The organism is Uliginosibacterium sangjuense (assembly GCF_059132465.1).
The window spans coordinates 213,806-230,427 of sequence record NZ_CP101132.1 but is presented as its reverse complement, the minus strand read 5'-3'; the positions used below and the strand labels follow the sequence as shown (position 1 = coordinate 230,427).

Here is a 16,622-nt window from a genome sequence, read left to right as displayed (position 1 = left end):
TGACATGTCAGTGGGCCTCCCCGCTCACATGCCATCGCCGACATAGGGATTGCTCGCACGTTCCTCGCCAAATGTGGACATCGGTCCATGGCCAGGAATGAACTCCACGTCATCGCCGAGCGGCCACAGCTTGCCGCGGATCGCCCCGATCAGCGCCGCATGGTCGCCACGCGGGAAATCGGTGCGACCGATCGAGCCGGCGAACAGCACATCGCCGACGATGGCCAGCTTGGACGGCGCATGGAAGAACACGATGTGACCCGGCGTATGCCCAGGACAGTGCAGCACCGCCAGCGCCTCGCGTCCGACAGTGACCGTCTCGCCTTCTTCCAGCCAGCGCGTGGGCGCCAGCGGTTCGGTGTGCGGAAAGCCGAACATGCGGCTCTGCTCGGGCAGGGCGTCGAGCCAGAACGCCTCCTCGCGCTGCGGCCCCTCGACCGGGATGGCGTACTTGGCGGCCAGCGCAGCCGTCGCACCCACGTGGTCCAGATGGCCGTGGGTCAGCAGGATCTTGCTCAGGCGCGCACCCGAAGCGGCCAGCGCCGCCTCGATGCGCGGAATATCGCCACCGGGATCGACCACCGCCGCCTCCATGCTCTGGTCGCACCACAGCACGCTGCAGTTCTGCTGGAAGGGGGTGACCGGAACGATGCGGTAATGCAGGGCCATGGTGATCTCGTAGCGAAACTCAGAGGTGACACAGGTGGGCGCTGCGCCCGCCATCGACCGCCAGGATTTGGCCGGTTACATAAGGGGCATCGAGCAGCAGGTAGCGTACCGCGCCAGCGATGTCGGCGGGCGAGCCTTCGCGCCTGAGCAACACATGGCGCACGATGGCAGCCCGCTCCTCGGCGGCGAACTGACCGTCCTCCGGCCACTGGATCGGCCCCGGCGCCACGCCATTGACGCGCACCTCAGGCGCCAGCTCGATGGCCAGCGCACGCGTCAGTCCCTGCAGTCCGGCCTTCGCCGCCGAATACACCGGGTAGCCCGCCAGCGGCCGCTCGGCATGGATATCCACGATATTGACGATGGCCCCGGCCGTCGCACGCAGGTGCGGTGCGGCCGCCTGCGCCAGGAACAAGGGCGCCTGCAGATTGCTGCCCAGCAGATCGGCCCAGTGCGCCGGCGTGATCTGGCCCAGCGGCGTGGGGTAGAAGCTGGAGGCATTATTGACCAGGCCATCCAGCCGCCCGAACTGCGCCACCACACGCTCAACCAGCGCCTGCAATGCACCTAGATCCAGCAGATCGGCCGCAAAACAGGCCGCCGAACCCGGCCATGCTGCGTTCAGGCTCGCCGCCAGCGCATCCGCCTCGCCAGCCGAGCTGCGGTAATGGATCGCCACCCGGCAGCCCGCCGCATGCAGCACGCGCACGATCTCGGCCCCAACCCTTCGCGCCGCGCCCGTGACAAGTACGACGCGTTCGCTCATCCCTGCGCTTCCCAGGTCACCGGCACACCTTCCTTCAGCGCGCATTCGAGCATCTGTACCAAGGGCGCGGCACGCTGGAAGAAGTTGACCGGCGCGGCCATGCCGCGCGGCGCATCCTCGTCCTCCTCATCAGGCGCCGCAGGAACCGCCAGCTTGTCCTTCAGCATCGCGGCCTTGAGCCGCTCCAGCACTGCCGGCAACTGCTCGACCGTGACGATTCCGGTACGCGAATCCGGATCCTTGCCGAAGGCCACCAGCATCGCCTGGCCGACCTCGCCAAACATCAACACGTCGGCATCGGCCTTGGACTTGAATGTGATCAGCATGCGAATACACCTGTAAGACTGTGCTGTAATCAAATGTACCGGAAGCGGGCGACTTGTGCTGCCACACCGCGCGGTCCCCGTCGTGCAACGCTCACCCTGCCTGGAGAAGATATGTCAGAAGGAGAAGTGGCCGCCCCCGCCTTCCTGGCCGAACTGGCCGCTCGATTCGGTACCGAGCGCGTCATGGACGCTGCCCATGCGCAGGCGCGCTATGGCGCCGACACGGCCGGCACGACGCGCAGCATCGCAGGCGCCGTTCTGCCACAACATGCCGAGCAAGTGCAGTTACTGGTCCTGGCTGCGCAGCGCTTTGGCGTCCCGCTCTATCCCATCAGCACCGGCAACAACTGGGGCTATGGCACGGCCAATCCCGCCCGCAACGGCTGCGTGATCGTCGACCTCTCGGGTATGCGGGCCATCGACATCGATGCGGAAACCGGCGTCGTCAGCGTCGAACCCGGTGTCACCCAGGCCATGCTGCGCGCATACCTCGACCAGCATGCGCCGGACTTCCTGTGTCCCGTGACAGGCGCCGGCCCCGACTGCTCGCTGGTCGGCAACGCGCTGGAACGCGGCTATGGCATTACGCCCTACGCCGACCACTTCGCCGCCGTCATGGGCCTCGAGGCCATCCTGCCCAATGGCGACCTGTATCGCCCACCGCTCGCAGAGATGGGGGCGGAAAACATCGACAAAGTCTTCAAGTGGAGTGTCGGCCCCTATCTGGACGGCCTGTTCGCCCAGGGAAACTTCGGCATCGTCACCCGCATGCACATTGCCCTGGCCACCCGGCCGGAACGCGTCGAGGCCTTCTTCTTCGGCGTCCCGCAGGACGAAGGGCTTGAAGACGTCGTCCTGGCGGTGCGCGGCATCCTGCGCGAACTGGGCGGCGTGGTCGGCTCGATCAACCTCATGAACCGCCATCGCGTGCTGGCGATGATGGAACCCTACCCGCGCGACAGATTGGTCGACGGACTGATTCCGGAAGATTGTCTGCAGGAAATGGCCAGACGAAACCAGGTCATGGCCTGGATGGGCGCCGGCGCGCTGTACGGCAACGCGAAGCTGGTCGCTGCCGCCCGCTCGGTCATCCGTCAGCGATTGGCGGGCAAGGTGCGACGCCTGATGTTCTTCACCGAAGGCAAGCTGAACGTCCTCATCCCGGTGGTACGCGCACTCCCGGGCAAGCCATTCCGCAATCTGGACAACGTACTGGCCACCCTGCACAAAACGCTCAAACTACTGGGCGGCGCCCCCAGCGAGATCGCCCTGCCCCTGGCCTACTGGATCTCCGGCCAGCGCCCGCCCACCGGGCAAGCAATGAACCCCTCGCGTGACGGCTGCGGCCTGATCTGGTACTCGCCTCTGATAGAAATGAAGCCACAAGCAGTACGGAACTATGTGGAAATGGTCAAGCGGGTCTGCACCTACGCTAGGCAACAACACGACCAAACATATCGCTTCGAACCGCTGATCACGCTGACCACCGTGTCGGATCGCTGCATTGACAGCACTGTCCCCATCTTATTCAAGCGCTCAGACCCGAACGCAGTCTTGGCAGCCCGTGAATGCTACAAAGATCTGTTCGAGGCCGGCCTTGAGCTCACCCCACCCTGTGTCCCCTACCGAGGAACCGTCGACTCCATTCCACGCTTCATGAAGGCACAAAGTCCATTCTGGAAAGCGCTGAACCACATCAAAACCAGCCTCGATCCACAGCAGATCCTGGCGCCCGGACGTTACACACGCACCGAGGTCAGCCCCCTTGATCCTGAGTAAGTCAGTGCTGTCGGTAGGCTTTACACGACAGACGCCCCCCTAGAGGAAGCTCCGCTCTTATACAAACAAATCAATGAGTTAAGAGTCCGTTTTTAGCTGGCATGCGCCGTGCTTATGTAGGTCTAGCCGTGTTGGCTTTTTAGATTCCTCACATTCAACGGAGATTTCTCTATGAACAAGCTTGCAAAGCTGTTTTCGGTGCTCGGCACGGCTTGCGCGCTTTCGTTCGCCGCCGCGCCCTCCAGCGCCGCCTTGGTGAACGCGGGTGGCGTATTGCTCGATCCGGACTACACCGACGGTGGTGAATTCGATTTCATCTCCCAATTCGATTTCACGCAGTGGTACTCGGCCAGCTCCACCGCCGCCGGTGTTGTGGACTATGGTAGCGGCGTGGGTATTGGCAGCGTCCTGGCTACGCAGGACGGCTCGTCCGGCGCGAGCGGCTACTTCCTGAGCGGCGTGGGTGAGTTCTACCGCATCAACGGTCTGAGCAAGACCAATGGCGACGTCTTCGTTCCTGGCGGCGAGCTGACCCTGGCCTTCGGCGGGATTGGCCTGAACAAGGATGGCTCTTTCGACATCAGCAGCGCATGGGCACGTGTTTACGTAGATGTCGGTGGCGACAACTACACGCCGCCCGCATCGGACCAAGCGGATGTGGATGCAGCTCTGGACGGCAATGTGTGGCTGGAACTGGCCTTCAGCACCCTGGCCTTCACCAGCGGTAATGTCCAAAACGGCGTAGTCAGTGCAACGTTCGACATTCTGAGCGGCGCTGGTGCAGGCAACTTCGATCCGAAGACCCTGACCTACACCGCAGATGCACGCTTCACCAATGGCGGCGCGTCGCAAGTCTATTCGAATGGCGGCAATGGCAGCGCCTACGGCAACACGATTCCGGAACCCGGTTCGATGCTGCTGCTCGGTTCCGCTCTGCTGGGCTTGGGTGCGCTGCGTCGCCGCGCCTAAATCCAGTTAGGGTTCTACGCCAACAAAAAAGCCCGCTCTGCGGGCTTTTTTGCGTCTACATGCAAGTTCCTGATGTTCGCCCTATCAGAACAGGCCAAACATACTGAAAGGCCGCAGGATTCTCGCAATGACTGGCGCAGCCACTGAACGAGAGGGTGGCCTTGTCGCCCTGCTCCCACAGGCGGGCAGTGCATCCGGAGCGGGCGTCGCGCAGCTCCACGGGCTGAATGCGGGTCTGTCGCATCTGGGCCATGTCGAACAGACATTGTCCCTGGCCGGGAACGTTGAACAGCGCGCTGAGGCGCTTGACCTGGCTGTTGACGACCTCGACGCTGGCCGTCCCGTTGTAGCCCGTCTCGTTCTCGAAGCGGCACTCGGTCTTCAGGTTCAGCGGGCGCGGGGCCTGCGGGCGGATCGTCCGGCCGAGCAGGCGCGACTGGACCGGCGCCGGCGCACGACCGGGCGAGACGGCGGCGGCCTGTGTAGCGGCCGGCGCAGGCGCAGCTTGTGCGGAACCTGCCGGGGCGGGCGTTGGCGCCGGGGCGGGTTCGGGCGGTACGGGCGGCGTACTGCTGCAGGCCACGAGCACGCCGGCTAGAAGGATCGGCAGGCGGCGCATCTCAATGGCGCCGGAAGCCGGCCAGCAACAAGCCGGCACCGATAAACAGACCACCGAAGGCTCGATTGGTCCAGCGGATGTGGGCGGGGTCGCGCAACAGGCGCAGCACCCGCGCAGCCAGCAGGGTATAGCCACTCATTACGACCGAATCGGTGATCAGCAAGGACACGGCGCACAGCGCGTACTGCGGCCATTGCGGCGCCTGCGGGTCGATGAACTGGGGCAGGACGGCCAGCATGAACACGATGCCCTTGGGGTTGCTGGCGTTGATCAGGAAGGCGCGCAGGACCAATTGCGTGCGACTGCTCTGCTCCGCCTGGCCGAATTCAAGCGGGCGCGGTACGGCCCGCCACTGCTGGATGCCTAGCCAGATCAGATAGGCCACCCCACACCATTTGATGATCTCGAACGCAGTCTGCGAGGCCGCCAGCAGCGCGCCAAGACCGGCCGCGCAGATCAGCACCAGCAGGAGCACGCCCAACTGCAGGCCAAGAATGTTCCACAGTGCGCGACGGTAGCCGTAGCGCAAGCCGGCGGCCATGCAGGAGACAGCTCCAGGGCCAGGTGACAGGCTGATCAGCCAACTGGCGATGAAGAAGGCGAGCCAAGTTTCAAGCGACATCGGTTTGCATGCGGAGCGGAGAAGGTGGCAGGCATGTTAACCAGCACACAGCATCCTGCCGCCACGCTGGCGACGAATGCCCCTTATGGCTTGACCGGAAGGTCGGGACGGTAGCGCTGCATCAGGGGCGCCGGCACATCGCCCGAGTATTCGCAGGACACGACGCTGCGCGTGAGGTCGGTGCTGTCGGCGCGGATCACGAACCAGCGACGCGGCTCGCGGCTCGCCGGGAAGCCGTCGTCAGCGGTACAACGCACGCGCTTCCATTCGTTCTGCACGAGGATCTCTTCGATGCAGAACACGTCTGGCTTGTCAGCGGTGGAGCGCGCCAGATGCTGCGCCCGCTCCGGCGCGTGCAGCTTGTACCAGGTGACTACGTCCTCGGGCATTTCGTAGACGTAAAAGCCCCAGCCGGTGAAGCGCACGCCATTGCGGCGGAAGACCGACCAGTTGGTCAGATCGGAATCATGAAAGCTGAGCAGGTGCAGGCCGCCGATCTCGCGCGCCTTCTTAAACTCGACGATCGCATCCGCGCTGCGCCCCTGGTACTCCGGCGGGGCCCGGTCCGTGACCTTGAAGCTGGCTATCTGTTGTTTGCGGGTGAAGCTGGGTTCGCCGCGCCAGCGCGCGGAATCCTTGGCCAGCGCGGTAAACAGGCTGCCCTCGCAACTGGCCATGCCGCGCATGACCTCGATACCAGGCTCAGCCAGCACAGGCAGGCTGAAAGCAGCGATCAGCAGGGTCGCGAGCGGGCGTACGAGCGGATGCATCGGCGGCTCCTTCCGACGCCCCGCTCAGTCACGCGGCAGCGCCGATCAGTTGGGTGGCTGGCGCAGATGCCAGTCGGTCGCCTGCTGCAACTGGTGGGCCACCCCGAGCAGGCGTGCTTCGTTGAAATAGTTGCCGATCAGTTGCAGCCCGACCGGCAGGCCCTCAACCGAGAATCCTGCGGGTGCGGACAGGGCCGGCAGACCCGCCAAGTTCACGGCGATCGTGTAGATATCTGCAAGATACATCTGCACGGGGTCATCCGCCATCTGGCCAATCCCCCAGGCGGCGGTCGGCGCCACCGGGCCGGCGATCACGTCGCACTGCCGCAGGGCTTGCTGGAAGTCTTCGGCAATCAGGCGGCGCAGTTGCTGGGCCTTGATGTAGTAGGCGTCGTAGTAGCCATGCGACAGCACATAGGTGCCCACCAGGATGCGCCGCTTGACCTCGGCACCGAAGCCTTCGGCGCGGCTGCGTGCGTACATCTCGGCCAGGTCCTTGTAGTCGCTGGCGCGATGGCCGTAACGCACGCCGTCGAAGCGGCTCAGATTGGAGCTCGCCTCGGCTGGCGCGATCACGTAATAAGCCGGGATGGCCAGATGCGTGTTGGGCAGGCTGACCTCGACCGTGGTGGCACCAAGCTTCCTCAATTCGGCCAGCGCGCCTTCGATGGCGGTGCGCACGTCGGCCGCCAGGCCCTCGCCGAAATACTCCTTGGGCAAACCGATACGCAGGCCCGCCAGCGGTGCAGTCAGGGCGCGCGTGTAGTCCTCGCCCGGGCGCTCCAGGCTGGTGGAGTCACGGCTGTCGAAACCCGCCATGTGGTTGAGCAGCAGCGCGCAGTCCTCGGCGGTATGCGCCATCGGGCCACCCTGGTCCAGCGAGCTGGCGTAGGCCACCATGCCGTAACGCGAGACCACGCCGTAGGTCGGTTTGATGCCGGTGATGCCGCACAGCCCCGCAGGCTGACGGATGGAGCCGCCGGTGTCGGTGCCGGTCGCGGCGGGCACCATGCCGGCCGCCACCGCCGCGGCCGAGCCGCCCGAGCTGCCGCCGGCCACGCGGGCGGTGTCCCAGGGGTTGCGCACGGCGCCGAAATGCGGGTTCTCGCTGGTCGAGCCCATGGCGAACTCGTCCATGTTGGTCTTGCCCAGGCTCACCGTGCCGGCGACCTTGAGCTGGCTCACCACATGCGCGTCGTAGGGGCTGACGAAATTGGCCAGCATCTTCGAGCCGCAGGTGGTCAGCACGCCCTCTGTGCAGAACAGATCCTTGTGGGCGATCGGCAGGCCGGCCAGCGGCGCGGCCGTGCCGGCGGCGATGGCCTTGTCGGCCGCATCGGCGGCGGCCAGCGCGCCCTCACGGTCGACCGTGATGAAGGCGTTGATGGCGGCGTTCTTCGCGTCGATGCGGGCGAGGTATTGCGTGACCAGCTCGCGGCTGGACATCTTCTTTTGCTTGAGCTGTTCGGACAGCGACTTGAGGGTCTGGATGCTCATTTTTCTTGCGCGTAGCCCAGCCCGATCTCGATCTGGTCCATCAGGGCGTGGATGAATTTGATGTGGATTTCCTGGATGCGGTCGGCGTAGCCGAAGTGCGGCACGATGATTTCGGCATCGGCCAGCCCTTTCATCTTGCCGCCGTCCTTGCCCATCAGCAGGATCACCTTCATGTCGCGCGCTTTGGCGGCCTTGGCGGCGGCCAGGATGTTGGCCGAGTTGCCGCTGGTGGACAGGCCCAGGAACACGTCGCCGGGGCGGCCCAGCGCCTCGACCTGGCGCGAGAAGATGAACTCGAAACCGTAGTCGTTGCCGACACAGGTGATGTGCGAGGGGTCCGAGATGGCGATGGCGGCCAGCGCCGGGCGATTGTCGCGGTAGCGACCGGACAGCTCCTCGGCGAAGTGCATGGCGTCACAATGCGAGCCGCCGTTGCCGGCCGACAGCACCTTGCCACCCGCCTTGAGGCAGTCGATCAGGATCTGGCCGGCCTTGCCGACCTGGGCCAGCAACGCCGGATCAGCCATCACGCGGCCCAGCAGTTCATGGGCTTCCTGCAGATGACTCAGAAGACGGCTCATTCGATCACCTTCGGGACCAGGTAGAGCCCTGCTTCGGCCTCCGGCGCCACGGCCTGGAAGGCCTCGCGCCGATCGGCCTCGGTCACGGCGTCTGGCCGCAGGCGCTGGACCACGTCCTGCGGGTGCGACATCGGGGCAACGCCGGTGGTATCGACGGCCTGCATCTGCGCAATCAGATCAAAGATGCCATTGAGCTTGGCCTGGGTGGCTTCGGCATCCTGGGGAGTGAGTTCGATACGGGCCAAGCGCGCGATGCGGCCGACCTCTTCGAGCGACAGTGACATGGCGACGGAAGGTACTGGGTGGAATGAATCAGACAGGTGATTAGGGTAACATAGCCGATTATTCTGCCCTCCTGATCACACTGCCCTGCCAGGCCTTGCCGGCAGCGCTACGGTAAAAAAATGTTCGGACTCCTGCGCTCCTATTTTTCGAATGACCTGGCCATCGACCTGGGCACCGCCAACACGCTGATCTACGTGCGTGGCAAGGGCATCGTGCTTGACGAACCCTCGGTGGTGTCGATCCGCACCGAAGGCGGCCCCAACCAGAAGAAAACGATCCAGGCCGTCGGCCATGCAGCCAAGCAGATGCTGGGCAAGACGCCGGGCAACATCACGGCGATCCGCCCGATGAAGGATGGCGTGATCGCCGACTTCACCGTCACCGAGCAGATGCTCAAGCAGTTCATCAAGAAGGTGCACGACACGCGCCTGTTCTCGCCCTCGCCGCGCATCATCATCTGCGTGCCCTGCGGTTCGACCCAGGTGGAGCGCCGCGCGATCCGCGAATCTGCCCTGGGCGCCGGCGCTTCGCAGGTCTACCTGATCGAGGAGCCGATGGCGGCGGCAATCGGTGCCGACCTGCCGGTGGCCGACGCCACCGGTTCGATGGTGGTCGATATCGGCGGTGGCACCACCGAAGTGGGCGTGATCGCCCTGGGTGGCATGGTGTATTCCGGCTCGGTACGCGTAGGTGGCGACAAGTTCGACGAAGCCATCGTCAATTACATCCGCCGCAACTACGGCATGCTGATCGGCGACACTACGGCTGAGAACATCAAGAAGGAAATCGGTTCGGCCTTCCCGGGCTCCGAAGTCCGCGAGATGGAAGTGAAAGGCCGCAACCTGGCCGAAGGCATCCCGCGCGCCTTCACGATCAGCAGCAACGAGATCCTCGAAGCGCTGACCGATCCGCTGAATTCCATCGTGTCGGCCGTCAAGATCGCGCTGGAACAGACGCCGCCGGAGCTGGGCGCCGACATCGCCGAGCGCGGCATGGTGCTGACCGGCGGCGGTGCGCTGCTGCGCGACCTCGACCGCCTGCTGATGGAAGAGACCGGCCTGCCGGTGATCGTGGCCGACGACCCGCTGACCTGCGTGGTGCGCGGCTGTGGCCTGGCGCTGGAGCGCATGGAAAAACTGGGGGCGATCTTTGCCTCTGAGTAAGCCCCGGATCAGCGCGGGCGCCACGCCCGTCCGGGTGGCAACAAGCAATGCGCCTGCGGGCGCATTGCTGGTTTTTGTTTCCTGTCTTTCCGTTTTCTCGCCCCACTGAGCAATGGCCGCCGTTCCCGGTCACCAGCCGCCCCCGTTCTTCCGCCGCGGCCTGCCGCCTTCGGCCAAGCTGACCATTTACCTCGCCCTGTCGCTGGCCCTGATCGTCGGCGACCTGCGCCTGCGCTATCTCGAAACCCTGCGCCAGGGGGTGGCCATCCTGACCTACCCGCTGCAGATCGCGGCCGCCACGCCAGCCGAGTTCGTGCGCAATGCTTCCAATTACTTCAATGGTCTCGTCGGCCTGCAGCGCGAGAATCAGCAGCTCCGCACGGAGCAACTGGAAGCGGCCACCAGCCTGTTGCGCCAATCCCAGCTTGAGCAGGAGAACGCACGCCTGCGCGGCCTGCTGGAGATGCGCGACCGGGTCGGCGTGCATGCGGTGGCAGCCGAGGTGCTGTTCACCGCGCGTGATCCGTTTTCCCGCCGCGTGATTCTCGACAAGGGCGGCAACCAGGGGGTGGAGGCCGGGCTCGCCGTGGTCGACCCGGAGGGGGTGATCGGCCAGGTCACACGCGTCTATCCGCTGCATGCTGAAGTCACGCTGCTGTCCGACAAGGATCAGGCGATCCCGGTCGTGATCGAACGCAGCGGCCTGCGCGCCGTGATGTTCGGCACCGGCACCGGTCTGATGGAACTGCGTTACCTGGCGGCCAATGCCGACGTGCAGACCGGCGACCGCATCCTGACCTCGGGCCTGGACGGCGTGTTCGTGCCGGGCCTGCCGGTGGCGACCGTGGTGCGGGTGAGCCGGGACAATGCGGAGTCCTTCGCGCGCATCCTGTGCAAGCCGCTGGGCGGCGTCGAGACGAATGGCTCGGTGCTGGTACTGGGGCGCGCCGGCCCCTTGCCGCAGCGCCCCGCAGAAGAGAAGGTCGAGGCCAAGCGCAGCGGCACCGGCCGGATCGTGGCGGGGGTCTCGGAGCCAAGCACCGCACCGGCGGCACCGCCCCAGGCGTCCGCGGCACCCGCCACCGCGCCCCCTGCCGTGCGTCCGGCGCCGCGTGCCGCATCCGCCCCGCCGGCCCGTCCCGCCACTTCGGCGCCCACGCCCGCCGCCTCCCCGGCGGCCTCCGCGCCCGCCCCTTCCCGCTAGGCGTCCCGCATGCAACCCACTCACCGCTCCAGCCGCCTGCTGTTGCCCGTCAAGATGGGCTTCGTCACCTTCAGCCTGATCCTGGCCTTGGTGCTGCACTTCGTACCGGTCGGCCGCTTCTACGCGGTGCCCGACTTCGTGGCCCTGGTGCTGGCCTTCTGGTGCGTGCGCGAACCGCACCGGGTGGGCATGGGCACGGCCTTCCTGCTGGGGGCGATCGTGGACGTGGCCCACGGCGCGGTGATGGGGCAGCACGCCCTGGCCTACGTGCTACTGGCCTACGTCAGTGGCGTGGTATCGCGCCGCATCCTGTGGTTTGGCCCGGCCGCGCAGGCCCTGCACATGGTGCCGCTGTTCTTCATGACGCAACTTGTGATGCTCTTGTTGCGTCTGATGGTGGGCGGCCGTTTCCCGGGCTGGGAATACTTCTTCTCCACCTTCACGACGGCCTTGTTGTGGTTGCCCACACACTACCTGCTGCTGATCCCGCAGTTGCGGCCGATCGACCGTGATGAGAACCGTCCTTTGTAGAGCGTGGAGAGTGGGGAGTCAGTGGGCGTCCAGCCGACTCCCGACTCCCGAATCCCGCCTCCCGAACCCATGGAACTGAAGGCCCCCGAACAGGAACTCTCGCGCTTCCGCGCCCGCGTGGCGGTGGCAGGTGTTTTCGTGCTCGCATGCTTCAGCCTGATCGTGGCGCGTTATGTGCACCTGCAGATCATCAAGCACGACTACTACGCCACGCGCGCCGAGGACAACCGGATCTCGCTGGTGCCCATCGTGCCCAACCGCGGGCTCATCACCGACCGCAACGGCATGGTGCTGGCGCGCAACTACTCGGCCTACACGCTGGAAATCACGCCCGGCAAGGTGCACAACCTGGATGGCATGATCGACGAGCTGGCCGAGGTGCTGGAGATCCAGCCCAAGGACCGGCGGCGCTTCAAGAAGATGATGGAGGAGAGCAAGAACTTCGAGTCCTTGCCGATCCGCACCCGCCTGACCGACCGCGAGGTGGCGCGCTTCATCGCGCAGCGCTACCGCTTCCCCGGCGTCGAAATCAAGGCGCGCCTGTTCCGCCAGTACCCCCAGGGCGAGCTGGCGGCCCATGCGCTCGGCTACATCGGGCGTATCAACCAGAAAGAGGCCGAGCGCATCGCCGAGGACGAGGAGCTGGTCGACAACTACCGCGGCACCGAGCACATCGGCAAGGCCGGCCTGGAGCAGAGCTACGAGAAACACCTGCACGGCACCACCGGCTTCGAGCAGGTGGAGGTGGATGCGGCCGGGCGCGCCGTGCGCTCGCTTGCACGCAACCCACCGGTGCCGGGCAACAACCTGGTGCTGACCCTGGATGCGGAACTGCAGCGCATCGTCGAGATTGCCTTCGGCGACCGCCGCGGCGCCCTGGTGGCGATCGAGCCCGGCACCGGGGGCGTGCTGGCCTTGGTATCGAAACCGACCTTCGACCCCAACCTGTTCGTCGATGGCATCGACACCCAGAACTGGAACGCGCTGAACAACTCGCCGGACCACCCACTGCTCAACCGCGCGATCTACTCGGCCTACCCGCCCGGCTCGACCTTCAAGCCCTTCATGGCGCTGGCCGCGCTGGAAACAGGCAAGCGCACGCCCACACAGGCGATCGCCGACCCCGGTTACTTCGTGTTCGGCAACAACACCTTCCGCGACGACAAGAAGGGCGGTCACGGCATGGTGGACATGGCCAAGTCCATCATCGTGTCCTGCGACACCTACTACTACCTGCTGGCCAATGACATGGGCATCGACGGTATCGCGAATTTCATGGGCCCGCTGGGCCTGGGTTCGCGCACCGGCATCGACATCCAGGGCGAGTCGGAGGGTGTGCTGCCCTCGCCCGCATGGAAGAAGAAGCGCTTCAAGAAACCGGAACAGCAGAAGTGGTATGCCGGCGAGACCATCTCGATCGGCATTGGCCAAGGCTACAACTCGTACACCTTGCTGCAACTGGCCAATGCGACCGCCACGGTCGCCGCCGGTGGGGTGATGTTCAAGCCGCACATCGTGAAGTACATCGAAGACGCCAAGACTGGCCAGCGCGAAGTGGTGGAGCCGACCCCGCTGCGCACCCTGCCGTACAAGCCGGAGCATGTGGCGCTGATCCGCGACGCAATGGTGGGCGTGAACAAGTGGGGCACTGGCGCGCGCGCCTTCCGCGGCGCCGAGTACGAGGTGGCCGGCAAGACCGGTACGGCCCAGGTCTACTCGCTCAAGGGCGCCGTCTACAAGGCCAACGAGATCCATGAACGGCTGCGCGACCACGCGCTGTACATTGCTTTCGCGCCGGCCGAGAACCCCAAGATCGCGCTCGCCGTGGTCGTCGAGAACGGTGGCTTCGGCGCTGAGGCCGCCGCGCCGATCGCCCGCCTGGTGCTGGACTATTACCTGCTGGGCAAGCGTCCGCAGGGCCCGGCCGAGACCCAACCCGGCGCGGAGGGCGAGGAGTGAAGAGCTTCCACTTCGACCCGATCGGCTGGGTGCGCCGCTTCCTGGCGCCGATCGACCCCTGGCTGGCGGCCATCCTGGGACTGATCCTCGCCTCCGGCTACGTGATGATGCTGAGCGCCTCGCCAGAGCGCCTGCAGGCCCACAGCATCAACCTGGCCGTGGCGCTCAGCGCCATGTGGGTGGCGGCCGCGCTGCCGCCGCAACGCTGGGCCTCATTCGCCGCGCCGCTGTATGTGGTGGCGGTGCTGTTGCTGCTGGCGGTGGAAGTGATCGGCGACATCAGCAAGGGCGCGCAACGCTGGCTGGACCTGGGCTTCATCCGCATCCAGCCGTCCGAGCTGATGAAGATCGCCATGCCGCTGATGCTGGCCTGGTACTTCCAGCAGCGCGAGGGCAGTCTCAAGGTGCGCGACTTCTTCGCCGCCGGTGTGCTGCTGCTGGTACCAGCGATCCTGATCCTGAAACAGCCCGATCTCGGTACCGCGCTGCTGGTGCTGGGCGCGGGCTTCTTCGTGATCTTCTTCGCCGGCCTGTCGTGGTGGCTGCTGGCGCCGGTCGCCGTACTGGGGGTCGTGCTCATTGTCGGCGTCATCACCTTCGAATCGCAGATCTGCGCGCCCGAGGTCAAGTGGCCCGGCCTGCGCGACTACCAGAAGCATCGCGTGTGTACCCTGCTGGATCCCTCCTCAGACCCGCTGGGCAAGGGCTTCCACACCATCCAGTCGACCATCGCTGTGGGCTCCGGCGGACTGTTCGGCAAGGGCTGGCGCGAAGGCACACAGACCCACCTGGATTTCCTGCCCGAACGTCATACCGACTTCATTCTCGCGGTGATCTCGGAAGAGTTCGGCCTCATGGGCGTGCTCTTCCTGCTGGTCGTCTACTGCATGCTGATCGGGCGCGGACTGATCATCGCCGCCAACGCCCCCAATCTGTTCTCACGCCTGCTGGCCGGCGCCCTGACCCTGAACTTCTTCACCTATGCCTTCGTGAACATGGGCATGGTCGGCGGCATGCTGCCGGTGGTGGGCGTGCCCTTGCCGATGATGAGCTATGGCGGCACCGCGCTGGTGACCCTGTGCCTCGCCCTGGGCATTCTCATGAGCATCCAGCGCAAGCGTAGGCGGGGGGCCTGATGCGGGCAGGGTACGCGCTCGGCGTATCGCTCCTCGCCTTGCTGCTGGCCGCCTGCGCCAGCACGCCGCCAGCCCCGGCCCCAGCGCCACGCCCCTCCACGCCGACCGCCACGGCCCCGGCCCCAGCAACGCCGGCCCCGATGGTGCCGGCTCCCAAGGGCGGCGGCTACTACAAGGACGACGGCCCGGGCGAGATGGTGCCGGGCAACCTGGACGACATCCCGGATGCGGTGCCGCGCGTCGAGCCGATCCGCGCCGCCAACACCCGCCCCTACACCGCGCTGGGCCAGACCTTCACCCCCATGACCGCGCTCCAGCCCTACCGCGAGCAAGGCATCGGCAGTTGGTACGGCAAGAAGTTCCATGGCGCCAAGACGGCCAGCGGCGAGCGCTACGACATGTTCGCCATGACCGCCGCCCACCCCACATTGCCGATCCCCAGCTACGCGCGCGTGACCAACCTCGACAATGGCCGCAGCGTGGTGGTGCGCATCAACGACCGCGGCCCCTTCCACCGCGACCGGGTGATCGACCTCTCCTACACCGCCGCCCACAAGCTGGGCTATGTGAGCCGTGGCTCGGCGCGCGTCGAAGTGGAAACGATCATCCCCGAAGGCGTGGACATGGTTGCCACCGCGCGCCCGGTGGCGCCAGTCCGAACGCCCACGCCGGCCGCTCCGGAAGCCCCTGCCCCACCACCTGCCAGCGCGCCAGCGCCGGTGGCACCGCTCACGACGGCCAGCCTGCCCGAGCGCCTGCTCAATGGTGAGGCTCAGTCCGCTGCGGAGCCGGCGGTCCTGGCCGCTGCCCCGCCGCTTGCCAGCGCGCCGCGTGCACCCACCGCCCCGCACACCGCGCCCGCCCAGGGCATCTTCCTGCAGTTGGGCGCGTTTACCAGCCTGGCCAATGCTGAGAGCTTCCGCGACTATGTGCGGCAAGAGCTGCGCGAATTCGAGAGCGCGCTGAGCGTGTTCATGGACGGCAGCCGCTATCGTTTGCAGATGGGCCCTTTCGCCAGCCAGGCCGAAGCCCGCCAGCGCGCAGAGCGGGTGGCCCAGCGGCTCAAGCTGACGCCGTTTGTGGTCGTGCGCTGAGGGTCATCCCGGCAGCATCGCGTCATCGCCCGCCAGCACACCAGCGTTAAGACCGCAGGAGGTATGTTCATGCGCCTGTTCCTGTCGACCCTGTTGCTGCTCGCCCCGTCGGCCTATGCCATCGAAAAATGCGTGACGCCGGACAAGCAGGTTCTCTACTCCGATGTGCCTTGCCCACCGGGCAGCAAACGCGTGGGTGGGGTGCAGGAAGCGCCCCCGCCGGACGCCGAGACCCGCCAGCGGGTACGCGAGGAGCGCGAGCAGATGCAGCTTGAGCTGGAGCGCCTGCAGCGCGACGCCGCGGCGCAGCGCGAAGCCCGCGCGCAGGATCGCGCGGCCGAGCGCGAGGCGGCACGCCGCGCCGAGCAGGACGCCTTGATGCGCCGCCAGACCGAGGCACTGGAACGCCTGGCCACCGAGCAGGCCAACCAGCCGGTGTATGTCGCGCCGCCTTACTACTGGCCGCCCCATCGTCCTCACCCACCGATCGTGAGGCCGCCATTGCCACGCCCTCCAGTGGAGGAGGAGAAGCGCTATGAAATGGCGCCCATGCCACGCAAAGCAAACAAGTAGGCGGGCAATCCACGCTCGGTGCCAACCCAAAAAAAGACCAGCCCTTGGCTGGTCTTTTTGCTTCCTCCGCGTTCCGCTT

Annotated in this window: 18 protein-coding genes; 9 read left to right on the top strand and 9 right to left on the bottom strand. The window is 65.9% G+C overall.

Going from position 1 to position 16,622, the window contains the following annotated elements:
• Nucleotides 1-24 precede the first annotated feature (24 nt).
• The 3 genes from NMB43_RS01080 to NMB43_RS01070 are packed head-to-tail and all read right to left on the bottom strand — an operon-like array spanning nt 25 to nt 1,761.
• Nucleotides 25-669, bottom strand: coding sequence for an MBL fold metallo-hydrolase (locus NMB43_RS01080; RefSeq protein WP_494350307.1), 645 nt, complete (start codon nt 667-669; stop codon nt 25-27).
• Between the two features lie 19 nt (nt 670-688).
• Nucleotides 689-1,435 carry a pteridine reductase gene (locus NMB43_RS01075; RefSeq protein ID WP_494350306.1) on the bottom strand — a complete coding sequence of 249 codons (747 nt, stop codon included), beginning with the start codon at nt 1,433-1,435 and terminating at the stop codon, nt 689-691.
• On the bottom strand, nt 1,432-1,761 hold the full coding sequence (locus tag NMB43_RS01070; RefSeq protein WP_494350305.1) for a DUF1840 domain-containing protein: 330 nt from the start codon (nt 1,759-1,761) through the stop codon (nt 1,432-1,434). Before NMB43_RS01070 ends, NMB43_RS01075 begins: the two co-directional genes overlap by 4 nt.
• Before the next feature lie 111 nt (nt 1,762-1,872).
• Between NMB43_RS01070 and NMB43_RS01065 the strand changes: the two genes are divergently transcribed.
• Complete coding sequence (locus NMB43_RS01065) at nt 1,873-3,540, top strand: FAD-binding oxidoreductase (RefSeq protein WP_494350304.1); 1,668 nt, start codon at nt 1,873-1,875, stop codon at nt 3,538-3,540.
• A 171-nt stretch (nt 3,541-3,711) separates the two neighbouring features.
• A complete protein-coding gene (locus NMB43_RS01060) occupies nt 3,712-4,509 on the top strand; it encodes a PEP-CTERM sorting domain-containing protein (RefSeq protein ID WP_494350303.1) in 798 nt (265 codons plus the stop codon).
• A 55-nt stretch (nt 4,510-4,564) separates the two neighbouring features.
• Here the strand turns inward: NMB43_RS01060 and NMB43_RS01055 are convergent, their stop codons facing one another.
• From NMB43_RS01055 to gatC, 6 genes are all read right to left on the bottom strand, one after another.
• A complete protein-coding gene (locus NMB43_RS01055) occupies nt 4,565-5,128 on the bottom strand; it encodes a hypothetical protein (protein WP_494350302.1) in 564 nt (187 codons plus the stop codon).
• A gap of 1 nt (nt 5,129) precedes the next feature.
• Nucleotides 5,130-5,750, bottom strand: coding sequence for a homoserine/homoserine lactone efflux protein (gene rhtB, locus NMB43_RS01050; RefSeq protein ID WP_494350301.1), 621 nt, complete (start codon nt 5,748-5,750; stop codon nt 5,130-5,132).
• 83 nt (nt 5,751-5,833) lie between these two features.
• The gene (locus NMB43_RS01045; protein WP_494350300.1) at nt 5,834-6,520 is read right to left on the bottom strand and encodes a hypothetical protein; all 687 of its coding nucleotides are present in this window, start codon (nt 6,518-6,520) and stop codon (nt 5,834-5,836) included.
• Between the two features lie 45 nt (nt 6,521-6,565).
• Nucleotides 6,566-7,966 (bottom strand): Asp-tRNA(Asn)/Glu-tRNA(Gln) amidotransferase subunit GatA, encoded by a 1,401-nt coding sequence (gene gatA, locus NMB43_RS01040; RefSeq protein WP_494352178.1) that lies wholly within the window; start codon nt 7,964-7,966, stop codon nt 6,566-6,568.
• Nucleotides 7,967-8,013: 47 nt separating this feature from the next.
• Nucleotides 8,014-8,598 carry a D-sedoheptulose 7-phosphate isomerase gene (gene lpcA, locus NMB43_RS01035; RefSeq protein ID WP_494350299.1) on the bottom strand — a complete coding sequence of 195 codons (585 nt, stop codon included), beginning with the start codon at nt 8,596-8,598 and terminating at the stop codon, nt 8,014-8,016.
• Nucleotides 8,595-8,882 carry an Asp-tRNA(Asn)/Glu-tRNA(Gln) amidotransferase subunit GatC gene (gatC, locus tag NMB43_RS01030; protein WP_494350298.1) on the bottom strand — a complete coding sequence of 96 codons (288 nt, stop codon included), beginning with the start codon at nt 8,880-8,882 and terminating at the stop codon, nt 8,595-8,597. Before gatC ends, lpcA begins: the two co-directional genes overlap by 4 nt.
• A 120-nt stretch (nt 8,883-9,002) precedes the next feature.
• On the opposite strand from gatC, the gene NMB43_RS01025 reads away from it, so the two are divergent.
• The 7 genes from NMB43_RS01025 to NMB43_RS00995 all read left to right on the top strand — a co-directional run bounded on the left by NMB43_RS01025 (nt 9,003) and on the right by NMB43_RS00995 (nt 16,543).
• A complete protein-coding gene (locus NMB43_RS01025; RefSeq protein ID WP_494350297.1) occupies nt 9,003-10,046 on the top strand; it encodes a rod shape-determining protein in 1,044 nt (347 codons plus the stop codon).
• 112 nt (nt 10,047-10,158) lie between these two features.
• A complete protein-coding gene (mreC, locus tag NMB43_RS01020; protein WP_494350296.1) occupies nt 10,159-11,250 on the top strand; it encodes a rod shape-determining protein MreC in 1,092 nt (363 codons plus the stop codon).
• Between the two features lie 9 nt (nt 11,251-11,259).
• Nucleotides 11,260-11,781, top strand: a complete 522-nt coding sequence (mreD, locus tag NMB43_RS01015) for a rod shape-determining protein MreD (protein ID WP_494350295.1) — start codon at nt 11,260-11,262, stop codon at nt 11,779-11,781.
• A gap of 69 nt (nt 11,782-11,850) precedes the next feature.
• On the top strand, nt 11,851-13,740 hold the full coding sequence (gene mrdA / locus NMB43_RS01010; RefSeq protein WP_494350294.1) for a penicillin-binding protein 2: 1,890 nt from the start codon (nt 11,851-11,853) through the stop codon (nt 13,738-13,740).
• Nucleotides 13,737-14,876 (top strand): rod shape-determining protein RodA, encoded by a 1,140-nt coding sequence (gene rodA, locus NMB43_RS01005; protein WP_494350293.1) that lies wholly within the window; start codon nt 13,737-13,739, stop codon nt 14,874-14,876. Before mrdA ends, rodA begins: the two co-directional genes overlap by 4 nt.
• Nucleotides 14,876-15,970, top strand: coding sequence for a septal ring lytic transglycosylase RlpA family protein (locus NMB43_RS01000; RefSeq protein ID WP_494350292.1), 1,095 nt, complete (start codon nt 14,876-14,878; stop codon nt 15,968-15,970). The genes rodA and NMB43_RS01000 overlap by 1 nt, the downstream gene beginning before the upstream one ends.
• Before the next feature lie 69 nt (nt 15,971-16,039).
• Nucleotides 16,040-16,543 (top strand): hypothetical protein, encoded by a 504-nt coding sequence (locus tag NMB43_RS00995; RefSeq protein ID WP_494350291.1) that lies wholly within the window; start codon nt 16,040-16,042, stop codon nt 16,541-16,543.
• Nucleotides 16,544-16,622: the final 79 nt, after the last annotated feature.

Coding starts and splice junctions, on each gene's coding strand:
- NMB43_RS01080 (WP_494350307.1), bottom strand. CDS start 669: ATGGCCCTGCATTACCGCATCGTTCCGGTCACCCCCTTCCAGCAGAAC.
- NMB43_RS01075 (WP_494350306.1), bottom strand. CDS start 1,435: ATGAGCGAACGCGTCGTACTTGTCACGGGCGCGGCGCGAAGGGTTGGG.
- NMB43_RS01070 (WP_494350305.1), bottom strand. CDS start 1,761: ATGCTGATCACATTCAAGTCCAAGGCCGATGCCGACGTGTTGATGTTT.
- NMB43_RS01065 (WP_494350304.1), top strand. CDS start 1,873: ATGTCAGAAGGAGAAGTGGCCGCCCCCGCCTTCCTGGCCGAACTGGCC.
- NMB43_RS01060 (WP_494350303.1), top strand. CDS start 3,712: ATGAACAAGCTTGCAAAGCTGTTTTCGGTGCTCGGCACGGCTTGCGCG.
- NMB43_RS01055 (WP_494350302.1), bottom strand. CDS start 5,128: ATGCGCCGCCTGCCGATCCTTCTAGCCGGCGTGCTCGTGGCCTGCAGC.
- rhtB (WP_494350301.1), bottom strand. CDS start 5,750: ATGTCGCTTGAAACTTGGCTCGCCTTCTTCATCGCCAGTTGGCTGATC.
- NMB43_RS01045 (WP_494350300.1), bottom strand. CDS start 6,520: ATGCATCCGCTCGTACGCCCGCTCGCGACCCTGCTGATCGCTGCTTTC.
- gatA (WP_494352178.1), bottom strand. CDS start 7,966: ATGTCCAGCCGCGAGCTGGTCACGCAATACCTCGCCCGCATCGACGCG.
- lpcA (WP_494350299.1), bottom strand. CDS start 8,598: ATGAGCCGTCTTCTGAGTCATCTGCAGGAAGCCCATGAACTGCTGGGC.
- gatC (WP_494350298.1), bottom strand. CDS start 8,882: ATGTCACTGTCGCTCGAAGAGGTCGGCCGCATCGCGCGCTTGGCCCGT.
- NMB43_RS01025 (WP_494350297.1), top strand. CDS start 9,003: ATGTTCGGACTCCTGCGCTCCTATTTTTCGAATGACCTGGCCATCGAC.
- mreC (WP_494350296.1), top strand. CDS start 10,159: ATGGCCGCCGTTCCCGGTCACCAGCCGCCCCCGTTCTTCCGCCGCGGC.
- mreD (WP_494350295.1), top strand. CDS start 11,260: ATGCAACCCACTCACCGCTCCAGCCGCCTGCTGTTGCCCGTCAAGATG.
- mrdA (WP_494350294.1), top strand. CDS start 11,851: ATGGAACTGAAGGCCCCCGAACAGGAACTCTCGCGCTTCCGCGCCCGC.
- NMB43_RS01000 (WP_494350292.1), top strand. CDS start 14,876: ATGCGGGCAGGGTACGCGCTCGGCGTATCGCTCCTCGCCTTGCTGCTG.
- NMB43_RS00995 (WP_494350291.1), top strand. CDS start 16,040: ATGCGCCTGTTCCTGTCGACCCTGTTGCTGCTCGCCCCGTCGGCCTAT.